This window comes from Bacillus sp. PK3-037, assembly GCF_054161355.1.
The window spans coordinates 2422794-2439173 of the sequence record NZ_CP096408.1; the positions used below are offsets into that span (position 1 = coordinate 2422794).

Sequence of the window (16380 nt, forward strand, 5' to 3'; positions counted from 1 at the left end):
ATGAGAACCTCCTTTTAACAGCAAAAGCAGGAACAGCCAAGATGGCTGTCCCTTCTCTATTAATGAGTTTTGCACGTTTCAAATAAATTCTTTTCTTTCAACACTTTAATTAATGTTTCTCCCATGACAGAAGGTGTCTCTGCAACTTCGATTCCGCATTCATTAAGTGTTTTGATTTTTTCATCAGCCGTGCCTTTTCCGCCGGAAATGATGGCGCCTGCATGTCCCATTCGTTTCCCTGGAGGTGCTGTTTTACCGCCAATGAATCCGACTACCGGTTTTGTCATGTTGGCTTTTACCCACTCAGCAGCTTCCTCTTCAGCTGTACCGCCGATTTCGCCGATCATGATAACAGCGTGTGTTTCAGGATCTTCGTTAAACGCTTTTAAAACGTCAATGAAGTTGGTTCCATTTACAGGATCGCCGCCGATTCCAACGGCTGTAGACTGTCCTACACCCGCTTCTGAAAGCTGATGCACTGCTTCGTATGTTAATGTCCCTGAACGCGATACAACGCCTACATGACCCTTTTTATGGATATATCCGGGCATAATGCCGATTTTACATTCATCAGGCGTGATGACGCCAGGACAGTTCGGTCCTATTAATCTCGTTTTCTTGCCTTCCATGAAGCGTTTCACTTTTACCATATCTAAAACCGGGATATGCTCTGTAATGCAAATGACCAGATCAAGCTCCGCATCTACCGCTTCCATAATTGCATCAGCTGCAAACGGTGCCGGAACATAGATAACAGACGCATTTGCGCCAGTCGTATGAACTGCATCAGCCACTGTATTAAATACAGGTACCCCTTCCACTTCAGTCCCGCCTTTTCCAGGTGTCACACCGCCCACGATATTTGTGCCGTATTCAAGCATCTGCTTCGTATGGAATAAAGCGGTAGAACCTGTAATCCCTTGTACAATAACTCTTGTATCTTTATTGATAAAAACACTCATTATTTGGTCCCCTGCCTTTCATTCTTTCCTATACTAAAGATACGATTTTCTGCGCGCCGTCAGCCATGGATTCCGCAGATGTAATATTTAATCCTGATTCACTAAGGATTTTCTTCCCTAGATCCACGTTTGTTCCTTCAAGACGGACGACAAGCGGCAATGTTAAACCGACTTGTCTTGTCGCTTCAACAACCCCTTCTGCGATGACATCACATTTCATTATGCCTCCGAAAATGTTGACGAAAATCCCTTTAACATTTTGATCAGAAAGAATGATTTTAAATGCTTCCGTGACTTTTTCTGCTGTTGCGCCGCCCCCGACATCAAGGAAGTTGGCCGGTTCTCCTCCATAATGTTTAATGATATCCATCGTGGACATTGCTAGTCCAGCGCCGTTTACCATGCATCCGATATTTCCATCAAGGGAAATGTAACTCAGATCGTATTTAGACGCTTCAATTTCTTTTGGATCTTCTTCGTCCAAATCTCTGTATTCCATAATATCTTTTTGTCTGTATAATGCATTGCTGTCAAAATTTAATTTCGCATCAAGCGCCATCACATTCCCGTCTCCAGTTACAACGAGAGGATTGATTTCGGCGATTGAGCAGTCTTTCTCAACAAACGCTTTGTATAGTCCAAGCATAAATTTAGCAGCTTTCCCCACAAGCTCTTTTGGAATATTGATAGCGAATGCAATTTCTCTAGCTTGATAGCCTTGGAGGCCAACAGCCGGATCAATGACAGCCTTTTTGATTTTTTCCGGTGTTTTCTCTGCTACTTCTTCAATTTCTGTTCCGCCTTCTTCAGAGGCCATCAGAACAATTCTTGAAGTGGCACGGTCAAGCACTAATCCCACATAGTATTCCTTTTTAATATCGCAGCCTTCTTCAATAAGTAAGCGTTTTATTACTTGTCCGTCCGGACCCGTCTGATGCGTAACGAGGGTCTTACCTAAAAGTTCTTCGGCATACGCTTTTACTTCGTCTAATGATTTTGCTATTTTTACCCCACCAGCTTTGCCTCGACCGCCAGCATGAATTTGAGCCTTTACGACATAAACCGAGCTGGATAAGCTCTTTGCTTTTTCAACTGCTTCTTCTGCTGTAAAAGCCACTTTACCTTCAGGAACAGATACCCCATATTTTCTGAGGACTTCTTTTCCCTGGTACTCATGGATATTCATTTCCCATCCTCCTAACTTATGTAACAAAACTAAAAATAGACTGCGCTTTCATTCTATATAATACTGGAAGAATTGTCTAGAGTTCGATGCAAAATCTTAAAATCCTTCTAAACATTCAAACTTTTATTTTATTAAAAACATAAATTTCAAGCGGAGAATGGGGAATATTTTAGCTATTTTTTATTTTTTACACTTTCGTCCAATCTGTAAATGAAAGAAAAAATCTCGGCTACCGTTTCATAAAGTGCTTCCGGGATCTGGTCATCCACAGTCAAAGGGCGCATTAATTCGACAAGGGTCCGATCTTCTTGGATCGGGACCCCCGCCTTTTTAGCTTCTTTGATAATGTTGTCAGCAACATGTCCTTTCCCGGTTGCAATTACTCTTGGCGCCTTGTCTTTTTTTTCGTCATAATGCAGAGCTACAGCTTTTCTTAAAGGCGTTTGCTCGTTCATATTTTCAAATCCACTCCCTGATCACTCATGCTTGTTATGTATTGATCAATTGTAGCCTTTTCATCAGATTGAAGGCGTTTTTTAGCGTTAACTCCTGAAAGACTGTAGAACATTTCTTTGAGCGATTGCTTGAGGGCGGGCACCATTGGATCGATTGCCGGCTGAAGTTCAAAGTCCGTCTCAATTGTAATCGTCATGACTTGCTGCTGTATCAGGCAGTCAACAACTGTTTCTTTTAACGTATCTAATTGCAGTAAAAACAAGAGCCGGCAATGGGAAGGATCGAGCTTTCCATCCGCTTCTTTTTGTCCTTTAAACAGAACAGTCATGTCCTGAACCCCCGATTTTGAAAACATCGGAAATGACATCACAATTTGGCTGTAGGAAGGATGATCCTGCTGCATGAGAAGCTGACCGTTTAATTTATGGAAGAGCTGATCCGCTTCCTGTTTGACAGGTTCCGCTAACTCATGTGACGCTCTGGCAGCATGAAGAGCCATCTTAACTGATTGAATATCATCGGGCAGCACTGAAGCACCTTGTTCAAATGCTTTAATAAAAGCAAGCTCATCTCGAGCGCCTATTGCCATTTTCACTTTGGATAAGAAGGAAAGAACATCTGCCTTATCCGCCAAATTAGGAGCTGTCTGCTGAACAGCCTTTAAAAACACTTCTGCTTCTTGATCCGTGACTTGCGCGGCCTGCAAAGCAGATGCTGCTGCTTCAGGTTTATTTTGACTTGAGGAAACAACAGACTTTATCCAATTCGCTGCTTCTTTTACGATTGGATTGCCGTTTTTATCCGCAGCTTCCGTCAGTGTGGCCAGCAGCCTTCCTGCTTCTTTCATTGGAATGTCTGAGACAGTTTTAGCGGCACCGTCTCGTATGTTTCGCTGCTCCTGCGGGTTTGCAGGCGCCCAGTTTGCCTTTCCTGCGGAGCCGTCTGCTGCGCTAAGCTCCCGGTTTCCAGCTGTACTGACTGAAGAGGCAGATCTGTTATGATCCGTTAACGAGATAAGCTTCTCGATAAGACGTTCTGCATGGACATCTGTTTCGCTATTAAAAAGTGCCGTAACGGCTTCTTTTAGCTTTGTCAGCGCCTGGCTCGGCTGAGGATTTTGATGAATAGCCTGAATCAGCTGAGATAGGTGCTGATGGAGAGGTACAGGCGATTTGACAGCATGAACTCCGCTCAAAACATCGGGGTGAACGGGGAGATCCCGCTTTAAGGCAAATAAAACTGTTTCGATGGCTTTTTTTGTGTCTGTCGCAGGCAGCGTGTCCATCCAGCGGACGGCTGTTTTGATATCATTTTCTGTGACGGGTGTTTTGCTTTTCAGCATTGCGCCTGCCAGCATAAGGGATGCGTTTGACGGCTTCACTGAAATAGCGTTCAGAAGCTTGCCCGCTGCATCCTGAATGGTTTTGGGATTTTGGTCAAAGCTTTGAACAACCTGGAGACGGCCTGTCTGTTCCGCTGGTTTTTTTTCGTAGGAAAACCAGTAATACGCCTGAGGACGAAGCTGGGTTTCAAGTTTGCCTTGAATCGTTTGATTCCCTACTTGGATCAGCGCATGCTGGTCCCCTAATAAACGAAGCACTTTCCCTAAAAGGAGACGCTTTACGGTATTTGATTCGTCGGTTGTATTTGATGTTTCCTGCGGAGCTGCAGTGTTTCCAAAAAGGTTTTTGAGCGCCTGCTGTACATCATTTCGTATGTTCATTTCAAAAGGTGCCTCCTTGTCCATTAGATTATCTGTAAGATTGAACAGGAGCGAAAGTTTTCCGGTGCAAGTCGGTCGGTCCATAAGCTGCGAGCGCTTCAAGATGCTCTTTTGTCCCATAGCCTTTATTTTTATCAAAGCCGTACTGCGGATACTTTTCGGCGTATGCGCTCATCATCCGGTCTCTCGTTACTTTCGCAATACACGCACCTGCTGCGATAGACACGCTCTTGGCATCACCTTTTATAATTGAAGACTGAGACGTATCGAGCGGCAGTGTCATCGCGTCAACGAGCAAATAATCGGGTGTATCGGACAAATTGCGGATTGCTTCGACCATTGCCAATTTTGAGGCTTCATAAATATTGATCTCATCAATAACAGATGCTTCTACAATTCCTATGCCGACTGCCACAGCATCTTTCATAATGAGATCGTAATATTCCTCACGCTTTTTTTCTGTAAGCTTTTTTGAGTCTGTGAGCCCAAGTATTTCGCATTCCTCAGGAAGGATGACTGCGCTGGCGACAACCGGTCCTGCCAATGGGCCCCGGCCTACTTCGTCTACTCCTGCAATAAAACGAAACCCCTTGTTTCTCGCAAGCCTTTCATAGGAGGTCATATTCACCCACTGTTCTTTTAGCGCTTTTTCCTTTGCGTGCTTTTTCAGCCATTGCTCTACAAGCGCTTGTACGCTTTTTCTCGGATCATTTTCACACTGGGCAAGAAATGGGTCCTGGTCATCTCTTACCTCTTGCAGACGGTCTCTAATGTCTTTTACGGTTAATGTATTCACTTTCTCTTCTCCCTTACTGTATGTATCGGTCCTGTCAGGAAAAAATAAAGACCCGCATTTCAGCGCGTCTTTACATCGTCGGCTGCTCGAATGACAGCCTCCCGAACTTTTCTGTGCGGATATCACGAATGATCACTTCAGTCGTTTTATCGTAGTTAATAAGCCCACCGCTCATGAGGCAGCCGCGTTTTTCACCTATTGCATCAAACAGCTCCGCGATGTCTTCAGGTATCTCATCGAGCCCGTAGCGTTCTTTAAGCCGTTCAGGATAATGTTCTTCGAGAAAACGGAGGCCAAACACGGCAACATCCTGAAGATTGATAATCGAGTCTTTAATAGCCCCCGTGACTGCCAGCCTCAACCCGACAAGCTCGTCCTCAAATTTAGGCCATAAAATCCCCGGAGTGTCTAAAAGCTCTAATTCTTTCCCGACTTTGACCCATTGCTGAGATGTTGTGATACCGGGTCTGTCTCCGGTTTTCGCAATGTTTTTCTTTGCCAGCCGGTTGATAAGCGTTGATTTTCCGACGTTCGGAATGCCGATGATCAGCGCCCGGATCGCTCTTGGCTTTACACCTTTTGCTCTCATCCGGTCAAATTTCTCCTGCAGGATATCTTTTGAAGCCGGAACAATTTGATTTAATCCTTGGCCATTTACAGAATTAATGGACAGAGAGCGGATTCCTTGGTTCTCAAAGTGCTCTTTCCACTGCTGTGTGACTGCCGCATCTGCTTTGTCAGCTTTATTTAACAGCATAATTCTCGGCTTATTTTTTAAGATGTCTTCAATCATTGGGTTTCTTGATGACATCGGGATTCTGGCATCTACCAATTCATATACAATATCGATTAATTTTAATTTTTCGGTTACTTCCCGTCTTGCCTTTGCCATATGGCCAGGGAACCATTGGATTGTCATGTGACACGAACACCGCCTTTATCTTCTGAGTGTGCAAGATTCTTAGTTGTTCTTTATGTATTTTACGATGCCTGACCGGCATTTTCAAATTCTGTATAAAAAAAGAGCTTGTTACTGGTAACAAGCTCTTTTCGTTCGTTATCATTATCGTCTGATTTCTTTAATACGAGCCGCTTTTCCGCGAAGTTCACGCAGGTAGTAAAGCTTAGCACGGCGTACTTTACCGTAACGTACAACTTCGATTTTCGCGATTTTTGGTGTGTGTACAGGGAAAGTACGTTCAACGCCAACACCGTAAGAAATCTTACGAACTGTGAACGTTTCGCTGATTCCACCACCACGACGCTTAATCACAACACCTTCAAAGATCTGGATACGCTCACGGTTACCCTCAACAACTTTTACGTGTACACGTAAAGTGTCACCAGGACGGAACGTAGGAAGATCAGTACGAAGCTGTTCTTTTGTGATATCTTCAATTAGTTTTTGCATCGTTTTCAACTCCTTCCAACAGATGCTCTTGGCCACAAAACCCGGCACAGCGGAACATCGTTTTCAAGCTTAAACGGATAAGCCCGTTCAAGCCACAAGTAGTATCTTATCACAATTTCATAGCCTATGCAATAAAATCTATTCTTTTTCCCATTCAGAAATCCATTTTCTTTCTTGCTCTGTAAGCGGATAGTCTTTCAGAAGATCCGGGCGTCTTAAATAGGTTCTTCTGATCGATTCTTTATTCCGCCATTCTTTGATTTTAGCATGGTTTCCTGATAGAAGTGTTTCAGGCACTTTTAAACCTTTATAATCTGCCGGTCTTGTATAATGCGGATGCTCCAAGAGCCCCGTACTGAACGAATCCTCTATGTGGGAAGCCTCTTTGCCAAGCACACCCGGAAGCAGCCTGACGACACTGTCAGCAATCATCATCGCAGGCAGCTCACCGCCTGTCAGAACGAAGTCGCCAATTGATATTTCATCTGTCACCAAATGCTCGCGGATTCGCTCATCATAGCCTTCATAATGGCCGCAGATAAACAGCAAATGCTCTTCCTTTGCCAATTCCTCGGCTTTTTTTTGGGTGAAACGCTCACCTTGCGGGCAGACGAGGATAACGCGCGGCGGACTGTCGGCTTTTGAGGCCAGATCCTCAACCGCGTCAAAAACAGGCTGAGGCTTCAGAACCATACCTGCTCCGCCGCCGTAAGGATAATCATCCACTGTATTATGCTTGTTATCAGAATACTCCCGGAAATTGACGATCTGGAACTGCACTGCTTCTTTTTCTTGGGCTTTTTGAAGAATGGATGAATCGAGTACCCCTTCAAACATTTCAGGAAACAGCGTCAAAAAATCGATTTTCATTCGTCTATTAATCCTTCCATGAGTTGAATCTCAATTTTCTTTTCGCTGACATCAATCTGTTTGACGACTGATTCAATGTAAGGGATCAGCGCGTCTTTTTTACCTTTACGCCCGATTACCCATACATCATTGGCTCCCGGTGTTAAAATTTCTTTCACCTTTCCAATCAGTTCACCTTCTTCGGTAAAAACTTCACAGCCGATAATTTCGTGGAAATAAAATTCTCCTTCATTCAGCTCACCCAAATCCTCTTCAGGAACTTTGATGATGGCGTTTTTCAGTTCCTCTACTTCATCCAGGCTTTGTCTTTCTTTAAACTGCAGCAGATGAAATTGCTTATGCAGCCTGTACGTGTTTACCGTTACCTCTATCGGTTCTTGGCGTCCGTCCATAAACAAATACAGCGTGTTGCCCGGCTTGTACCGTTCTTCAGCAAAATCCGTTTTTGAAATGACCCGCACCTCGCCTTTAATTCCGTGGGTATTTACAATTTTACCGACATTAAACCATCGCTTTGTCATATAATCACCTCTGGCGAATTTCAATTACTGTTCCGTCTTTTATGACGATGGTGTTTGCTGCTGTTTTGTCATGCCAGTCATCTCCGACTTCAATGGTCAGCAGCGCATCGATTTCCTTTTCTTTCATTTCACTGCCAAGCGGTAATGTATGTACTTGGGTAATTTGAAAATCGATCATTTTCATATTATCTTTTCGTTTTTCTATTGCCTTTTTAAATTGTTCAATTACATCTGGGTTCTGCTGTTCTTTTTCATGTTTTCTAAGCTGAAAATAGAGCTGGCTGCATTCTCGTTCAAGCATTTGCTTCTTTTCTGTGAAAGTAGATAAAAGCTTTTCTTTGCTGCGCTCGGTTAAGACTTGCATAACGGCTACACGGTGAATAATTTGCATCGCACCAAGCTCCCTGCTTTTAAAACTTTTTCAAGACCAGACTTTTCTATCTTGTCTTATCTTCTATCAGTTTACCCGTTTTTTGCGTGTAAAAAAAGGGGAGGTGCCGGCCCTCTCCCTTTTAGTCAAATATTTCAAATTGAACTTTCTTAGAAGACTGTGCGCCAGCTGCAAATACAGCTGTTCGAATCGCTTTTGCAGTCCGGCCTTGCTTCCCGATAACTTTACCGGTATCTGACTTATGAACAGATAAGCGCAGCGCAATCTTTTGATCGGTTTCTTCTCTTATGACCCGAATGTCATCTGGATGATCAACAAGCGGCGTCACAATCGTGACAATCAAATCTTCCAAGTGTTGATCAGTCATTACTTGCCTTGTTTAGCGTTGTGGAATTTTTCCATGATTCCTTGGCTAGAGAACAAGTTACGAACTGTATCAGATGGTTTCGCACCAGTTTGAAGCCATTTAAGAGCAAGCTCTTCATCGATTTTTACTTCCGCTGGTTTTGCAACCGGGTTGTAAGTGCCGACTGTTTCGATGAAACGGCCGTCACGCGGTGAACGAGAATCTGCTACAACAATACGATAGAAAGGAGATTTTTTTGCTCCCATACGTTTTAAACGAATTTTTACTGCCATTTTACTAGCACCTCCGAAAATATTTCAACAAGATAGTATATTAACAATGATAAAAGTGTTTGTAAAGTGTTTTTTCTTAACAACGGTTTTATCATGTATAACCGATTACATAAAAGGTAACTTAAATCCTTTTTTCTTTCCTTTTGACATGTTTGTCATCTGCTTCATCATTTTTTTCATTTCGTCAAACTGCTTAAGCAGACGGTTGACTTCCTGTACGGACGTCCCGCTTCCTTTCGCAATCCGCTTGCGCCGGCTGGCATTAATGATATCCGGATGTTCTTTTTCAAGAACGGTCATCGATTTAATGATCGCTTCCACATGATTCAGCTGCTTTTCATCAACTTGAATATTTTTCAAGCCTTTCATCTTACCTGCACCCGGCATCATTTGCAGAAGCTCATCCAAAGGCCCCATGTTTCTGACCTGTCCGAGCTGCTCCAGAAAATCATCCAATGTGAAGCTCATTGTTCTCATTTTTTGTTCCAGCTCTTTGGCCTTGTCTTCATCGACGGTTGCCTGAGCTTTTTCAATCAATGTTAACACGTCACCCATGCCGAGAATCCTTGATGCCATGCGTTCAGGATGGAATGCTTCTAATGCATCAAGTTTTTCGCCTAAACCGGCGAATTTAATCGGCGTGTTTGTCACCGCACGAATGGAAAGTGCAGCACCCCCGCGCGTGTCTCCATCAAGCTTCGTTAACACAACACCGGTTAAACCGAGCTGTTCGTTAAAGCTTTTGGCTACATTCACGGCATCCTGCCCGGTCATTGAATCGACAACCAGAAAGATTTCTTCCGGATTCGCGATTTCTTTCACTTGGGTCAGTTCATCCATAAGCTCATGGTCGATATGCAAACGGCCTGCTGTATCCAAAATGACATAATCATAGTGTTCTTCCTTGGCTTTTTCGATAGCCTGCTTGGCTATTTCTACAGGGCTGACCTGATCACCAAGGGAAAAAACAGGCATGTCGAGCTGCTTGCCGAGCGTTTCCAGCTGCTTGATTGCAGCAGGACGGTAAATATCGGCAGCAACCAGCATCGGTTTGCGATTATGTTTTTTGCGCAGCAGATTTGCAAGCTTACCGCTTGTTGTCGTTTTACCGGCACCCTGGAGACCGACCATCATAATAACAGTCGGCGGTCTTTTCGCAACGGCGATTTTGCTCTCTTCGCCGCCCATCAGCTCAGTCAGTTCCTCTTTAACGACTTTAATGACCTGCTGGCCGGGCGTCAGACTTTTCATGACGTCTTGGCCTACAGCGCGTTCACTTACTTTTTTGACAAAATCCTTGACTACTTTAAAGTTAACGTCAGCCTCAAGCAGCGCAAGACGAACCTCACGCATCATATCTTTTACATCTTGTTCGCTGACTTTCCCTTTTCCGCGGATTTTAGAAATCGTCTGCTGCAGTCGGTCGGCTAATCCTTCAAATGCCATAGTTTGCCGCCTCCTAATCTAATTTCTCAAGCGCTTCAATCAGAGCTGTAATTTCTTCCTTTTCTTCAGTACCGGAAGCAAGCTCCTTCAGCTTATTAAACATCTCTTTACGCTCCTGAAACTTTTTCAAAAGGAGCAGCTTTTCTTCATATTGTTCAAGCATCGCTTCTGTTCGTTTGATGTTATCATAAACAGCTTGTCTTGAAACCTCATACTCTTCGGCTATTTCGCCAAGGGAGAAATCGTCCAAATAATAAAGAGACATATAGCTCTTCTGTTTAGACGTCAACAACGACTGATAAAAATCAAACAGATAATTCATTCTCGTTGTCTTTTCGAGCGACATATGAGCTCTCCCCTTTGTTAAGTCAAATCCCTTTACGATAACTTAGTTTACATGGTTTCATTGAGACTGTCAAGTTTTTATCTTGTCAAAGCATGCTGCTCTTTTTGCATAATAAGTAAATTCATCTTTTTCAAAAAAATTCATATAGACCTTCGTTAAAATACTCGAATTCTTGTTTAGATACTCGATAGCGGCAATAGCCTTCGTAAAAAGCATTGAGAAATGCTTCATTTGTGACGAAAGTTCTGATCGCTAATGATTCATCATATCGCGGATCTCCCGCCGATATTCCCTCAGCATCGATAAACAGATATACCTCTCCGTTTTTCACCAGCACATTATCAGTTGTGCAATCACCATGGATCATTGTCTGCTGAACAGGAACAGGCCTGTGCTGATCCAATCCCTTCAAAAGCCCCGAACTTCCTTCAGCTTGTCCTTTTTTGACATATACCCCGGCTCGTTTGATTTGCAGATCGAGCCAATCTATTTCCGGCTGTAAACTAGGGACAATTTCGGTTTCATGCAGCCGTTGCAGAAACTGGCCGAAGCTTTTGATCAGCTTTTTCTTTTCAGTATCCCCCTTTGCTTTTTTTAAAGCAGAAGTCAGTGTGATTCCGTCCTCAAATGACATTACGATATGGCTGGAATGCTGTTCCTGTATAAACCCATAATAAATAGGAACAGGCAGACGACGAGTTTCCATCAGCTTTTGTAAAACAAGGGCTTCTCTCATTAACCATTCCCGATACCTCTGTTGAGAAGAACTTTTCAGCAGAAATGCGTCTTGGCCGATCACTATTTTTCGGACGGTTGAAGTGCTTCCCTGTTCATCCAACAGCGACATGTGTTTTATCACGCCGATCTTACTTTCCAATTCAGCTTTCAGCGATTTGTCCAACAATCTGCACCCTCCATTCCGATACATCAATGCGTATAAAAAAACGAGTATAAAATCGTCCATTTTACACTCGTTTTTTATTCATTAATCGTCGGCTTTTTCCACTAAATCTGAAAAGAGGCCGTATACATACGATTCAGGATTAAATTCCTGGAGATCATCAACTTTTTCACCTAACCCGACTAGTTTAACCGGGATGTGAAGTTCGTTGCGGATCGCAAGGACGATACCGCCTTTTGCCGTACCGTCAAGCTTCGTTAAAGCAATGCCGGTAACATTTGTTGCTTTAGAGAACTCCTTCGCCTGTGCCATTGCGTTTTGTCCAGTGGTGGCATCAAGGGCGAGCAGCACCTCATGAGGCGCTTCGGGCACTTCTCTTTCGATAACGCGCTTCACCTTTTCGAGCTCCTTCATCAGGTTTACCTTATTTTGAAGACGCCCTGCCGTATCACAAATCAATACATCGGCCTCTCTCGCTTTGGCAGCGTGAACAGCATCATAGATGACAGCCGCAGGATCGCTGCCGGCCGCCTGCTTAATGACAGGCACACCCGTACGTTCTCCCCATACTTCAAGCTGTTCAATCGCTCCTGCTCTGAAAGTGTCTCCGGCAGCGAGTACAACAGACTTTCCTTCTTGCTTTAGTTTATGGGCAAGCTTTCCGATCGTTGTCGTTTTGCCGACTCCATTTACGCCGACTAGGAGAATGACATTTAAACGCCCTTCCTGAATGTTCAGCTCAGAAATTTGTTCGTCTCCGCTGTTATAAATCTCTACCAGCTTCTCAGAAATAACAGACTGCACTTCCTGCGGATCTTGAATATTTCTGCGTTTCACTTCTTTTTTGAGCTCGTCTATCAGCTCCATAACCGTTGTAAAACCGACATCAGCACTGATCAGGACCTCTTCAAGCTCTTCGAAGAAGTCCTCATCAATTTTACGGTAACGGGACACGAGATCATTCACTTTGTTTTGAAAGGAGTTTCTCGTTTTTTCAAGGCCGTCTTTAAACTTTTCAGATACGGAATCTGTCTGTTTTGTGATTTTCTCTTTTAATTTTTTAAAAAAACTCATCTTATAACCTCTTTCCTCGTTACTGAACGAATTCTTTTGTCTCTTCCAGCTTCACTGAGATGACCTTAGAAACACCGGATTCCTGCATCGTCACTCCGTAAAGCACATCAGCTTCCTCCATTGTGCCTTTTCTGTGGGTAATCACAATAAACTGGGTATCGGCACTGTATTTTTTCAAATACTGCGCAAACCGGAACACATTTGCTTCGTCAAGCGCGGCTTCTACCTCGTCTAGAACACAAAACGGCACAGGGCGCACCTTTAAAATTGAGAATAAGAGCGCAATGGCAGTAAGCGCACGCTCTCCGCCAGACAAAAGGTTTAAGTTTTGCAGTTTTTTCCCCGGCGGCTGCGCGATAATTTCCACTCCGGAATGCAGCAGATCATTCGGATCGGTGAGCCTTAATTCCGCTCGTCCTCCTCCGAATAAGGAGCGGAAGACTTGATCAAAGTGAGAACGGATTTGGACGAATGTATCATTAAAGCGTTTCGTCATCTCTTCGTCCATTTCCTCAATCACTTGGAACAGGGTATTTTTTGCTTCTGTTAAATCTTCTTTTTGCTCTGACAAGAATTGATAGCGTTCGTTAACCCTCTCAAACTCATCTATGCTTCCGAGGTTTACCGTTCCAAGCTCTTCTATTGCGAGTTTAATCAGCTTCACGCGCTTTCGTGCTTCCTCGGGATCTGTTTCAAGCTGGTATTTCTCTTTGGCTCCCTCAAAGGACAAGCTATATTCTTCCCGCAAGTATTGCAGCAAATTATCAAGCTCGACTTCCATTCGGCCTAGTTTTACTTCTTCGTCTTTTAAGAGCGTTGTTTTTTGTTTATACAGGCGCTTCATTTCTTTCAGCTCGCGCTCATACGTATCAAGCCCCTGCTGAAGTTTGATCCTCTGGTCACGCCTTAACGCAATCAATTCAATTGTTTTTGTTTTGTCATTCAATTTATGTTTCGCGGCCTCTTCCAGTTTTTCTTCGCCGCTTGTGCTTGATGACATTTCTGACGTTAAGAAGCTTAGGTCTTCTTTCGTCTCTTTTAAAGCAAGCTCTGTTTCTTGGAGCTCTTTCTTTAATCTAGCGAGGTTGTCCTCTTCGCTCTTACATGCTTGCTCTTTTTTCGCTGCTGCGATCTTCAGCTCAGTCAGCTCATTGGAGAGAGACTCTTTTGTAGAGGACTGTGTCTGTTTTTGTTTTGTCAGTCTATCAATATCCTCTTCAAGCTGTTTCATCTTTTCGGATACGGAAGAAAGCTTTTCTTCCAGCTCGCGTTTGCGCGCTTTCTTCTCTTGATCGCTTTCTGACAGAGCTGATTTTTCTTGATCATAGAGCTCTAAGTGAGTATTGATATTCTTCTCAGCGACTTGAAGCTCATACAGCTGGCCTTTCACATCCTGCTGCTTTACTCTTAAGCCTTCCCCGGCCTCTCTTAATTCAGCCAGTTTTTTCTCAATCTCCTGAATGGATTGCTTAAGGGTTTTGACCTCTTGTTCAAGCTGCGCTGTTTTTTCTTCCATCTCAGCGAGCCGCTGGGTGACATCCTCTAGTTCCCGGCTTCTTCCTAGCAGGGAATTGTTTTTCTTTTTAACGGCGCCCCCCGTCATTGAACCTCCAGGATTCACGACATCGCCCTCGAGAGTAACAATGCGGTAACGGTGTCCAAGCAGATTCGCAAGCTCATTTGCGCCTTTTAAATGCTCTGTAATCAGAACGGTGCCAAGCAGGTTTTGAATGATACGGCGATACGCCGGATCAAATGTGACAAGATCACTGGCAACCCCGAGAAATGACGGGTGCTGCTCCGCAGTTGCCGCGTCCCTGCTTTGAAGCTGACGGTCTTTAATGACAGAAAGCGGCAGAAATGTCGCCCGGCCGAACGAATTCTGTTTTAAATATTGAATCGCTTTACGGGCGGACTGTTCATCATCTGTTACGACATGCTGTGCTGAAGCTCCGAGTGCTATTTCAATGGCCGTTTCATACTTTTGTTCTGTTGAAATCAGCTCAAGGACTGCCCCGCGAATACCGCCAAGCCGCTCTTTCGCTTTCAGCACCTCTTTAACACCTTGATAAAAGCCGGAGAAATCTCCCTGCATCGTCTCAAGCATGTCTTTTTTCGATCTCGCCTGCTGGACGTATTGATATGCTTGGTAAAGAGCAGATTCATTTTTCTCATATTGACGCTTTTTCTGCTCGTATTTGACCTGCATTTCACGATACGCGCCGACTTGGCTGTGAATCTCCTGCTCTATGCGGGCAAACTCGGTTTCACATGCAGCTTTTTGGACGGAAATATCGCGCCGTTCCTGAAGATGCTTTTCATTATTATCAGCTAGCCTCTGCTGGGTAACAGCTGATTGGGACATCTGGTCATCAAGCAGCTGGAGCTCATTGCGAATCGACGCCTGGCTGTTTAACAGCTCAAAGTAATCGCTTTTCAGCTGTTCAATTTTCTCTTCGACATTTTCATTATGAAGACTGAGAGCCTGCTGCTTTTCCTTCACCTGTGCTTTTAAATCTTTCACTTCTGTCTGAAGCGTTTCGAAAACAGCTTCCTGCTTCGCAAGATCTTCTTTCAGCACAGCTTCTTTTTGCTGAAACTGTACGATGGCTTCTTCAAGCTGCTCTCGGTTTTGGACAGCGTTTTTTTTGCGTTCTTTCAGTACTTCTTTGCGCCCTTCCAGCTTTTCAAGCTCCTCACTTGTCACAAGCAAGACTTGCTGGAGCTCGTCCACTGATTCATCGAGCGCTTGAATTTTGTCTCGAGCATCTTCAATTTTCGCTTCTTTTGCTGAGATAGCAGACGATTCAGCAAGCTCTTCTTCCTTAGCGGCTTGCACTTTCTCCTGAAGGCTTGACCATTTGGCGTGCAGCTCTTCAATATCGTAAGCGGTCAGCGCAATTTCAACGTGCTCAAGCTCTCTCTTTTTCTCCAGGTAGTCTTTCGCGATTGAGGCCTGTATTTTAAGAGGTTCAACCTGGCCTTCCAGCTCGTGTAATATATCTTCTACCCGGTTTAAATTATCCTGGGTTTCAAACAGCTTGTTTTCTGCTTTTTTCTTTCTCGTTTTGTATTTGAGCACCCCTGCTGCTTCTTCAAAGATACTGCGGCGATCCTCCGCTTTGCTGCTCAGGATTTCTTCCACTTTCCCTTGGCTGATAATCGAAAATGCTTCTTTTCCAAGTCCTGAGTCCATAAATAAATCAATAATATCTTTTAAGCGGCACGGCTGATTGTTAATTAAAAATTCACTCTCGCCAGATCTGTACACACGTCTTGTGACACTGACCTCATGGAAGTCAATCGGCAAAAAATGATCGTCATTATCAAGCGTAAGTGTAACTTCGGCAAGATTTAACCGTTTTCTCGAATCACTGCCGGCAAAAATAATATCTTCCATTTTCCCGCCGCGAAGGGAACGTGCTGATTGTTCTCCAAGAACCCAGCGAATAGCGTCTGTGATATTGCTTTTTCCGCTTCCGTTCGGGCCGACAACCGCAGTGACGCCTTTTACAAAATCAACGGAAATCCGTTCTGCAAATGATTTAAATCCTATAACGTCTAAACGTTTGAGGAACATAGCGATCCTCCTTATGTAATAAGTATTTCAATTTTATCATAAACATGGATGAAATAAGACGGCAAACATACTGAAATC

17 protein-coding genes are annotated in these 16380 nt (G+C 43.9%); all 17 read right to left on the bottom strand.

The features are described from left to right. Positions 1 to 59 precede the first annotated feature (59 nt). Positions 60 to 962 (bottom strand): succinate--CoA ligase subunit alpha, encoded by a 903-nt coding sequence (gene sucD / locus M1D69_RS12350; RefSeq protein WP_024121388.1) that lies wholly within the window; start codon positions 960 to 962, stop codon positions 60 to 62. A 28-nt stretch (positions 963 to 990) separates the two neighbouring features. Then, the gene (gene sucC / locus M1D69_RS12355; protein ID WP_003238568.1) at positions 991 to 2148 is read right to left on the bottom strand and encodes an ADP-forming succinate--CoA ligase subunit beta; all 1158 of its coding nucleotides are present in this window, start codon (positions 2146 to 2148) and stop codon (positions 991 to 993) included. 173 nt (positions 2149 to 2321) lie between these two features. After that, positions 2322 to 2603, bottom strand: a complete 282-nt coding sequence (locus M1D69_RS12360) for a FlhB-like flagellar biosynthesis protein (RefSeq protein ID WP_458105930.1) — start codon at positions 2601 to 2603, stop codon at positions 2322 to 2324. Further along, positions 2600 to 4327: a hypothetical protein gene (locus tag M1D69_RS12365; protein ID WP_458105929.1), complete on the bottom strand. Its 1728-nt coding sequence runs from the start codon at positions 4325 to 4327 to the stop codon at positions 2600 to 2602. Before M1D69_RS12365 ends, M1D69_RS12360 begins: the two co-directional genes overlap by 4 nt. A 28-nt stretch (positions 4328 to 4355) precedes the next feature. Beyond that, positions 4356 to 5123, bottom strand: a complete 768-nt coding sequence (locus M1D69_RS12370; protein WP_458105928.1) for a ribonuclease HII — start codon at positions 5121 to 5123, stop codon at positions 4356 to 4358. Between the two features lie 70 nt (positions 5124 to 5193). Then, a complete protein-coding gene (gene ylqF / locus M1D69_RS12375) occupies positions 5194 to 6042 on the bottom strand; it encodes a ribosome biogenesis GTPase YlqF (protein WP_010334231.1) in 849 nt (282 codons plus the stop codon). 144 nt (positions 6043 to 6186) lie between these two features. After that, positions 6187 to 6534 carry a 50S ribosomal protein L19 gene (gene rplS / locus M1D69_RS12380; protein WP_010334229.1) on the bottom strand — a complete coding sequence of 116 codons (348 nt, stop codon included), beginning with the start codon at positions 6532 to 6534 and terminating at the stop codon, positions 6187 to 6189. Positions 6535 to 6672: 138 nt separating this feature from the next. Further along, positions 6673 to 7404 (bottom strand): tRNA (guanosine(37)-N1)-methyltransferase TrmD, encoded by a 732-nt coding sequence (gene trmD / locus M1D69_RS12385; protein WP_458105927.1) that lies wholly within the window; start codon positions 7402 to 7404, stop codon positions 6673 to 6675. Further along, on the bottom strand, positions 7401 to 7925 hold the full coding sequence (rimM, locus tag M1D69_RS12390) for a ribosome maturation factor RimM (RefSeq protein ID WP_458105926.1): 525 nt from the start codon (positions 7923 to 7925) through the stop codon (positions 7401 to 7403). Before rimM ends, trmD begins: the two co-directional genes overlap by 4 nt. A 4-nt stretch (positions 7926 to 7929) precedes the next feature. Next, entirely contained in the window at positions 7930 to 8316 is a 387-nt protein-coding gene (locus M1D69_RS12395) for a YlqD family protein (protein ID WP_458105925.1), read from the bottom strand. 121 nt (positions 8317 to 8437) lie between these two features. After that, the gene (locus M1D69_RS12400) at positions 8438 to 8683 is read right to left on the bottom strand and encodes a KH domain-containing protein (protein ID WP_024121381.1); all 246 of its coding nucleotides are present in this window, start codon (positions 8681 to 8683) and stop codon (positions 8438 to 8440) included. Continuing rightward, positions 8683 to 8955 (bottom strand): 30S ribosomal protein S16, encoded by a 273-nt coding sequence (rpsP, locus tag M1D69_RS12405; protein ID WP_003220815.1) that lies wholly within the window; start codon positions 8953 to 8955, stop codon positions 8683 to 8685. Before rpsP ends, M1D69_RS12400 begins: the two co-directional genes overlap by 1 nt. A gap of 105 nt (positions 8956 to 9060) precedes the next feature. Then, the gene (ffh, locus tag M1D69_RS12410) at positions 9061 to 10401 is read right to left on the bottom strand and encodes a signal recognition particle protein (RefSeq protein WP_458105924.1); all 1341 of its coding nucleotides are present in this window, start codon (positions 10399 to 10401) and stop codon (positions 9061 to 9063) included. A 13-nt stretch (positions 10402 to 10414) separates the two neighbouring features. Beyond that, complete coding sequence (locus tag M1D69_RS12415) at positions 10415 to 10747, bottom strand: putative DNA-binding protein (RefSeq protein ID WP_044155914.1); 333 nt, start codon at positions 10745 to 10747, stop codon at positions 10415 to 10417. A gap of 130 nt (positions 10748 to 10877) precedes the next feature. Further along, positions 10878 to 11648 carry a phosphotransferase family protein gene (locus M1D69_RS12420; protein ID WP_458106156.1) on the bottom strand — a complete coding sequence of 257 codons (771 nt, stop codon included), beginning with the start codon at positions 11646 to 11648 and terminating at the stop codon, positions 10878 to 10880. An 84-nt stretch (positions 11649 to 11732) separates the two neighbouring features. Next, positions 11733 to 12722: a signal recognition particle-docking protein FtsY gene (gene ftsY, locus M1D69_RS12425; RefSeq protein WP_458105923.1), complete on the bottom strand. Its 990-nt coding sequence runs from the start codon at positions 12720 to 12722 to the stop codon at positions 11733 to 11735. Between the two features lie 19 nt (positions 12723 to 12741). After that, on the bottom strand, positions 12742 to 16302 hold the full coding sequence (gene smc / locus M1D69_RS12430) for a chromosome segregation protein SMC (RefSeq protein WP_458105922.1): 3561 nt from the start codon (positions 16300 to 16302) through the stop codon (positions 12742 to 12744). Positions 16303 to 16380 lie beyond the last annotated feature (78 nt).

Coding starts and splice junctions, on each gene's coding strand:
- sucD (WP_024121388.1), bottom strand. CDS start 962: ATGAGTGTTTTTATCAATAAAGATACAAGAGTTATTGTACAAGGGATT.
- sucC (WP_003238568.1), bottom strand. CDS start 2,148: ATGAATATCCATGAGTACCAGGGAAAAGAAGTCCTCAGAAAATATGGG.
- M1D69_RS12360 (WP_458105930.1), bottom strand. CDS start 2,603: ATGAACGAGCAAACGCCTTTAAGAAAAGCTGTAGCTCTGCATTATGAC.
- M1D69_RS12365 (WP_458105929.1), bottom strand. CDS start 4,327: ATGAACATACGAAATGATGTACAGCAGGCGCTCAAAAACCTTTTTGGA.
- ylqF (WP_010334231.1), bottom strand. CDS start 6,042: ATGACAATCCAATGGTTCCCTGGCCATATGGCAAAGGCAAGACGGGAA.
- rplS (WP_010334229.1), bottom strand. CDS start 6,534: ATGCAAAAACTAATTGAAGATATCACAAAAGAACAGCTTCGTACTGAT.
- trmD (WP_458105927.1), bottom strand. CDS start 7,404: ATGAAAATCGATTTTTTGACGCTGTTTCCTGAAATGTTTGAAGGGGTA.
- rimM (WP_458105926.1), bottom strand. CDS start 7,925: ATGACAAAGCGATGGTTTAATGTCGGTAAAATTGTAAATACCCACGGA.
- M1D69_RS12395 (WP_458105925.1), bottom strand. CDS start 8,316: ATGCAAATTATTCACCGTGTAGCCGTTATGCAAGTCTTAACCGAGCGC.
- M1D69_RS12400 (WP_024121381.1), bottom strand. CDS start 8,683: ATGACTGATCAACACTTGGAAGATTTGATTGTCACGATTGTGACGCCG.
- rpsP (WP_003220815.1), bottom strand. CDS start 8,955: ATGGCAGTAAAAATTCGTTTAAAACGTATGGGAGCAAAAAAATCTCCT.
- ffh (WP_458105924.1), bottom strand. CDS start 10,401: ATGGCATTTGAAGGATTAGCCGACCGACTGCAGCAGACGATTTCTAAA.
- M1D69_RS12415 (WP_044155914.1), bottom strand. CDS start 10,747: ATGTCGCTCGAAAAGACAACGAGAATGAATTATCTGTTTGATTTTTAT.
- ftsY (WP_458105923.1), bottom strand. CDS start 12,722: ATGAGTTTTTTTAAAAAATTAAAAGAGAAAATCACAAAACAGACAGAT.
- smc (WP_458105922.1), bottom strand. CDS start 16,302: ATGTTCCTCAAACGTTTAGACGTTATAGGATTTAAATCATTTGCAGAA.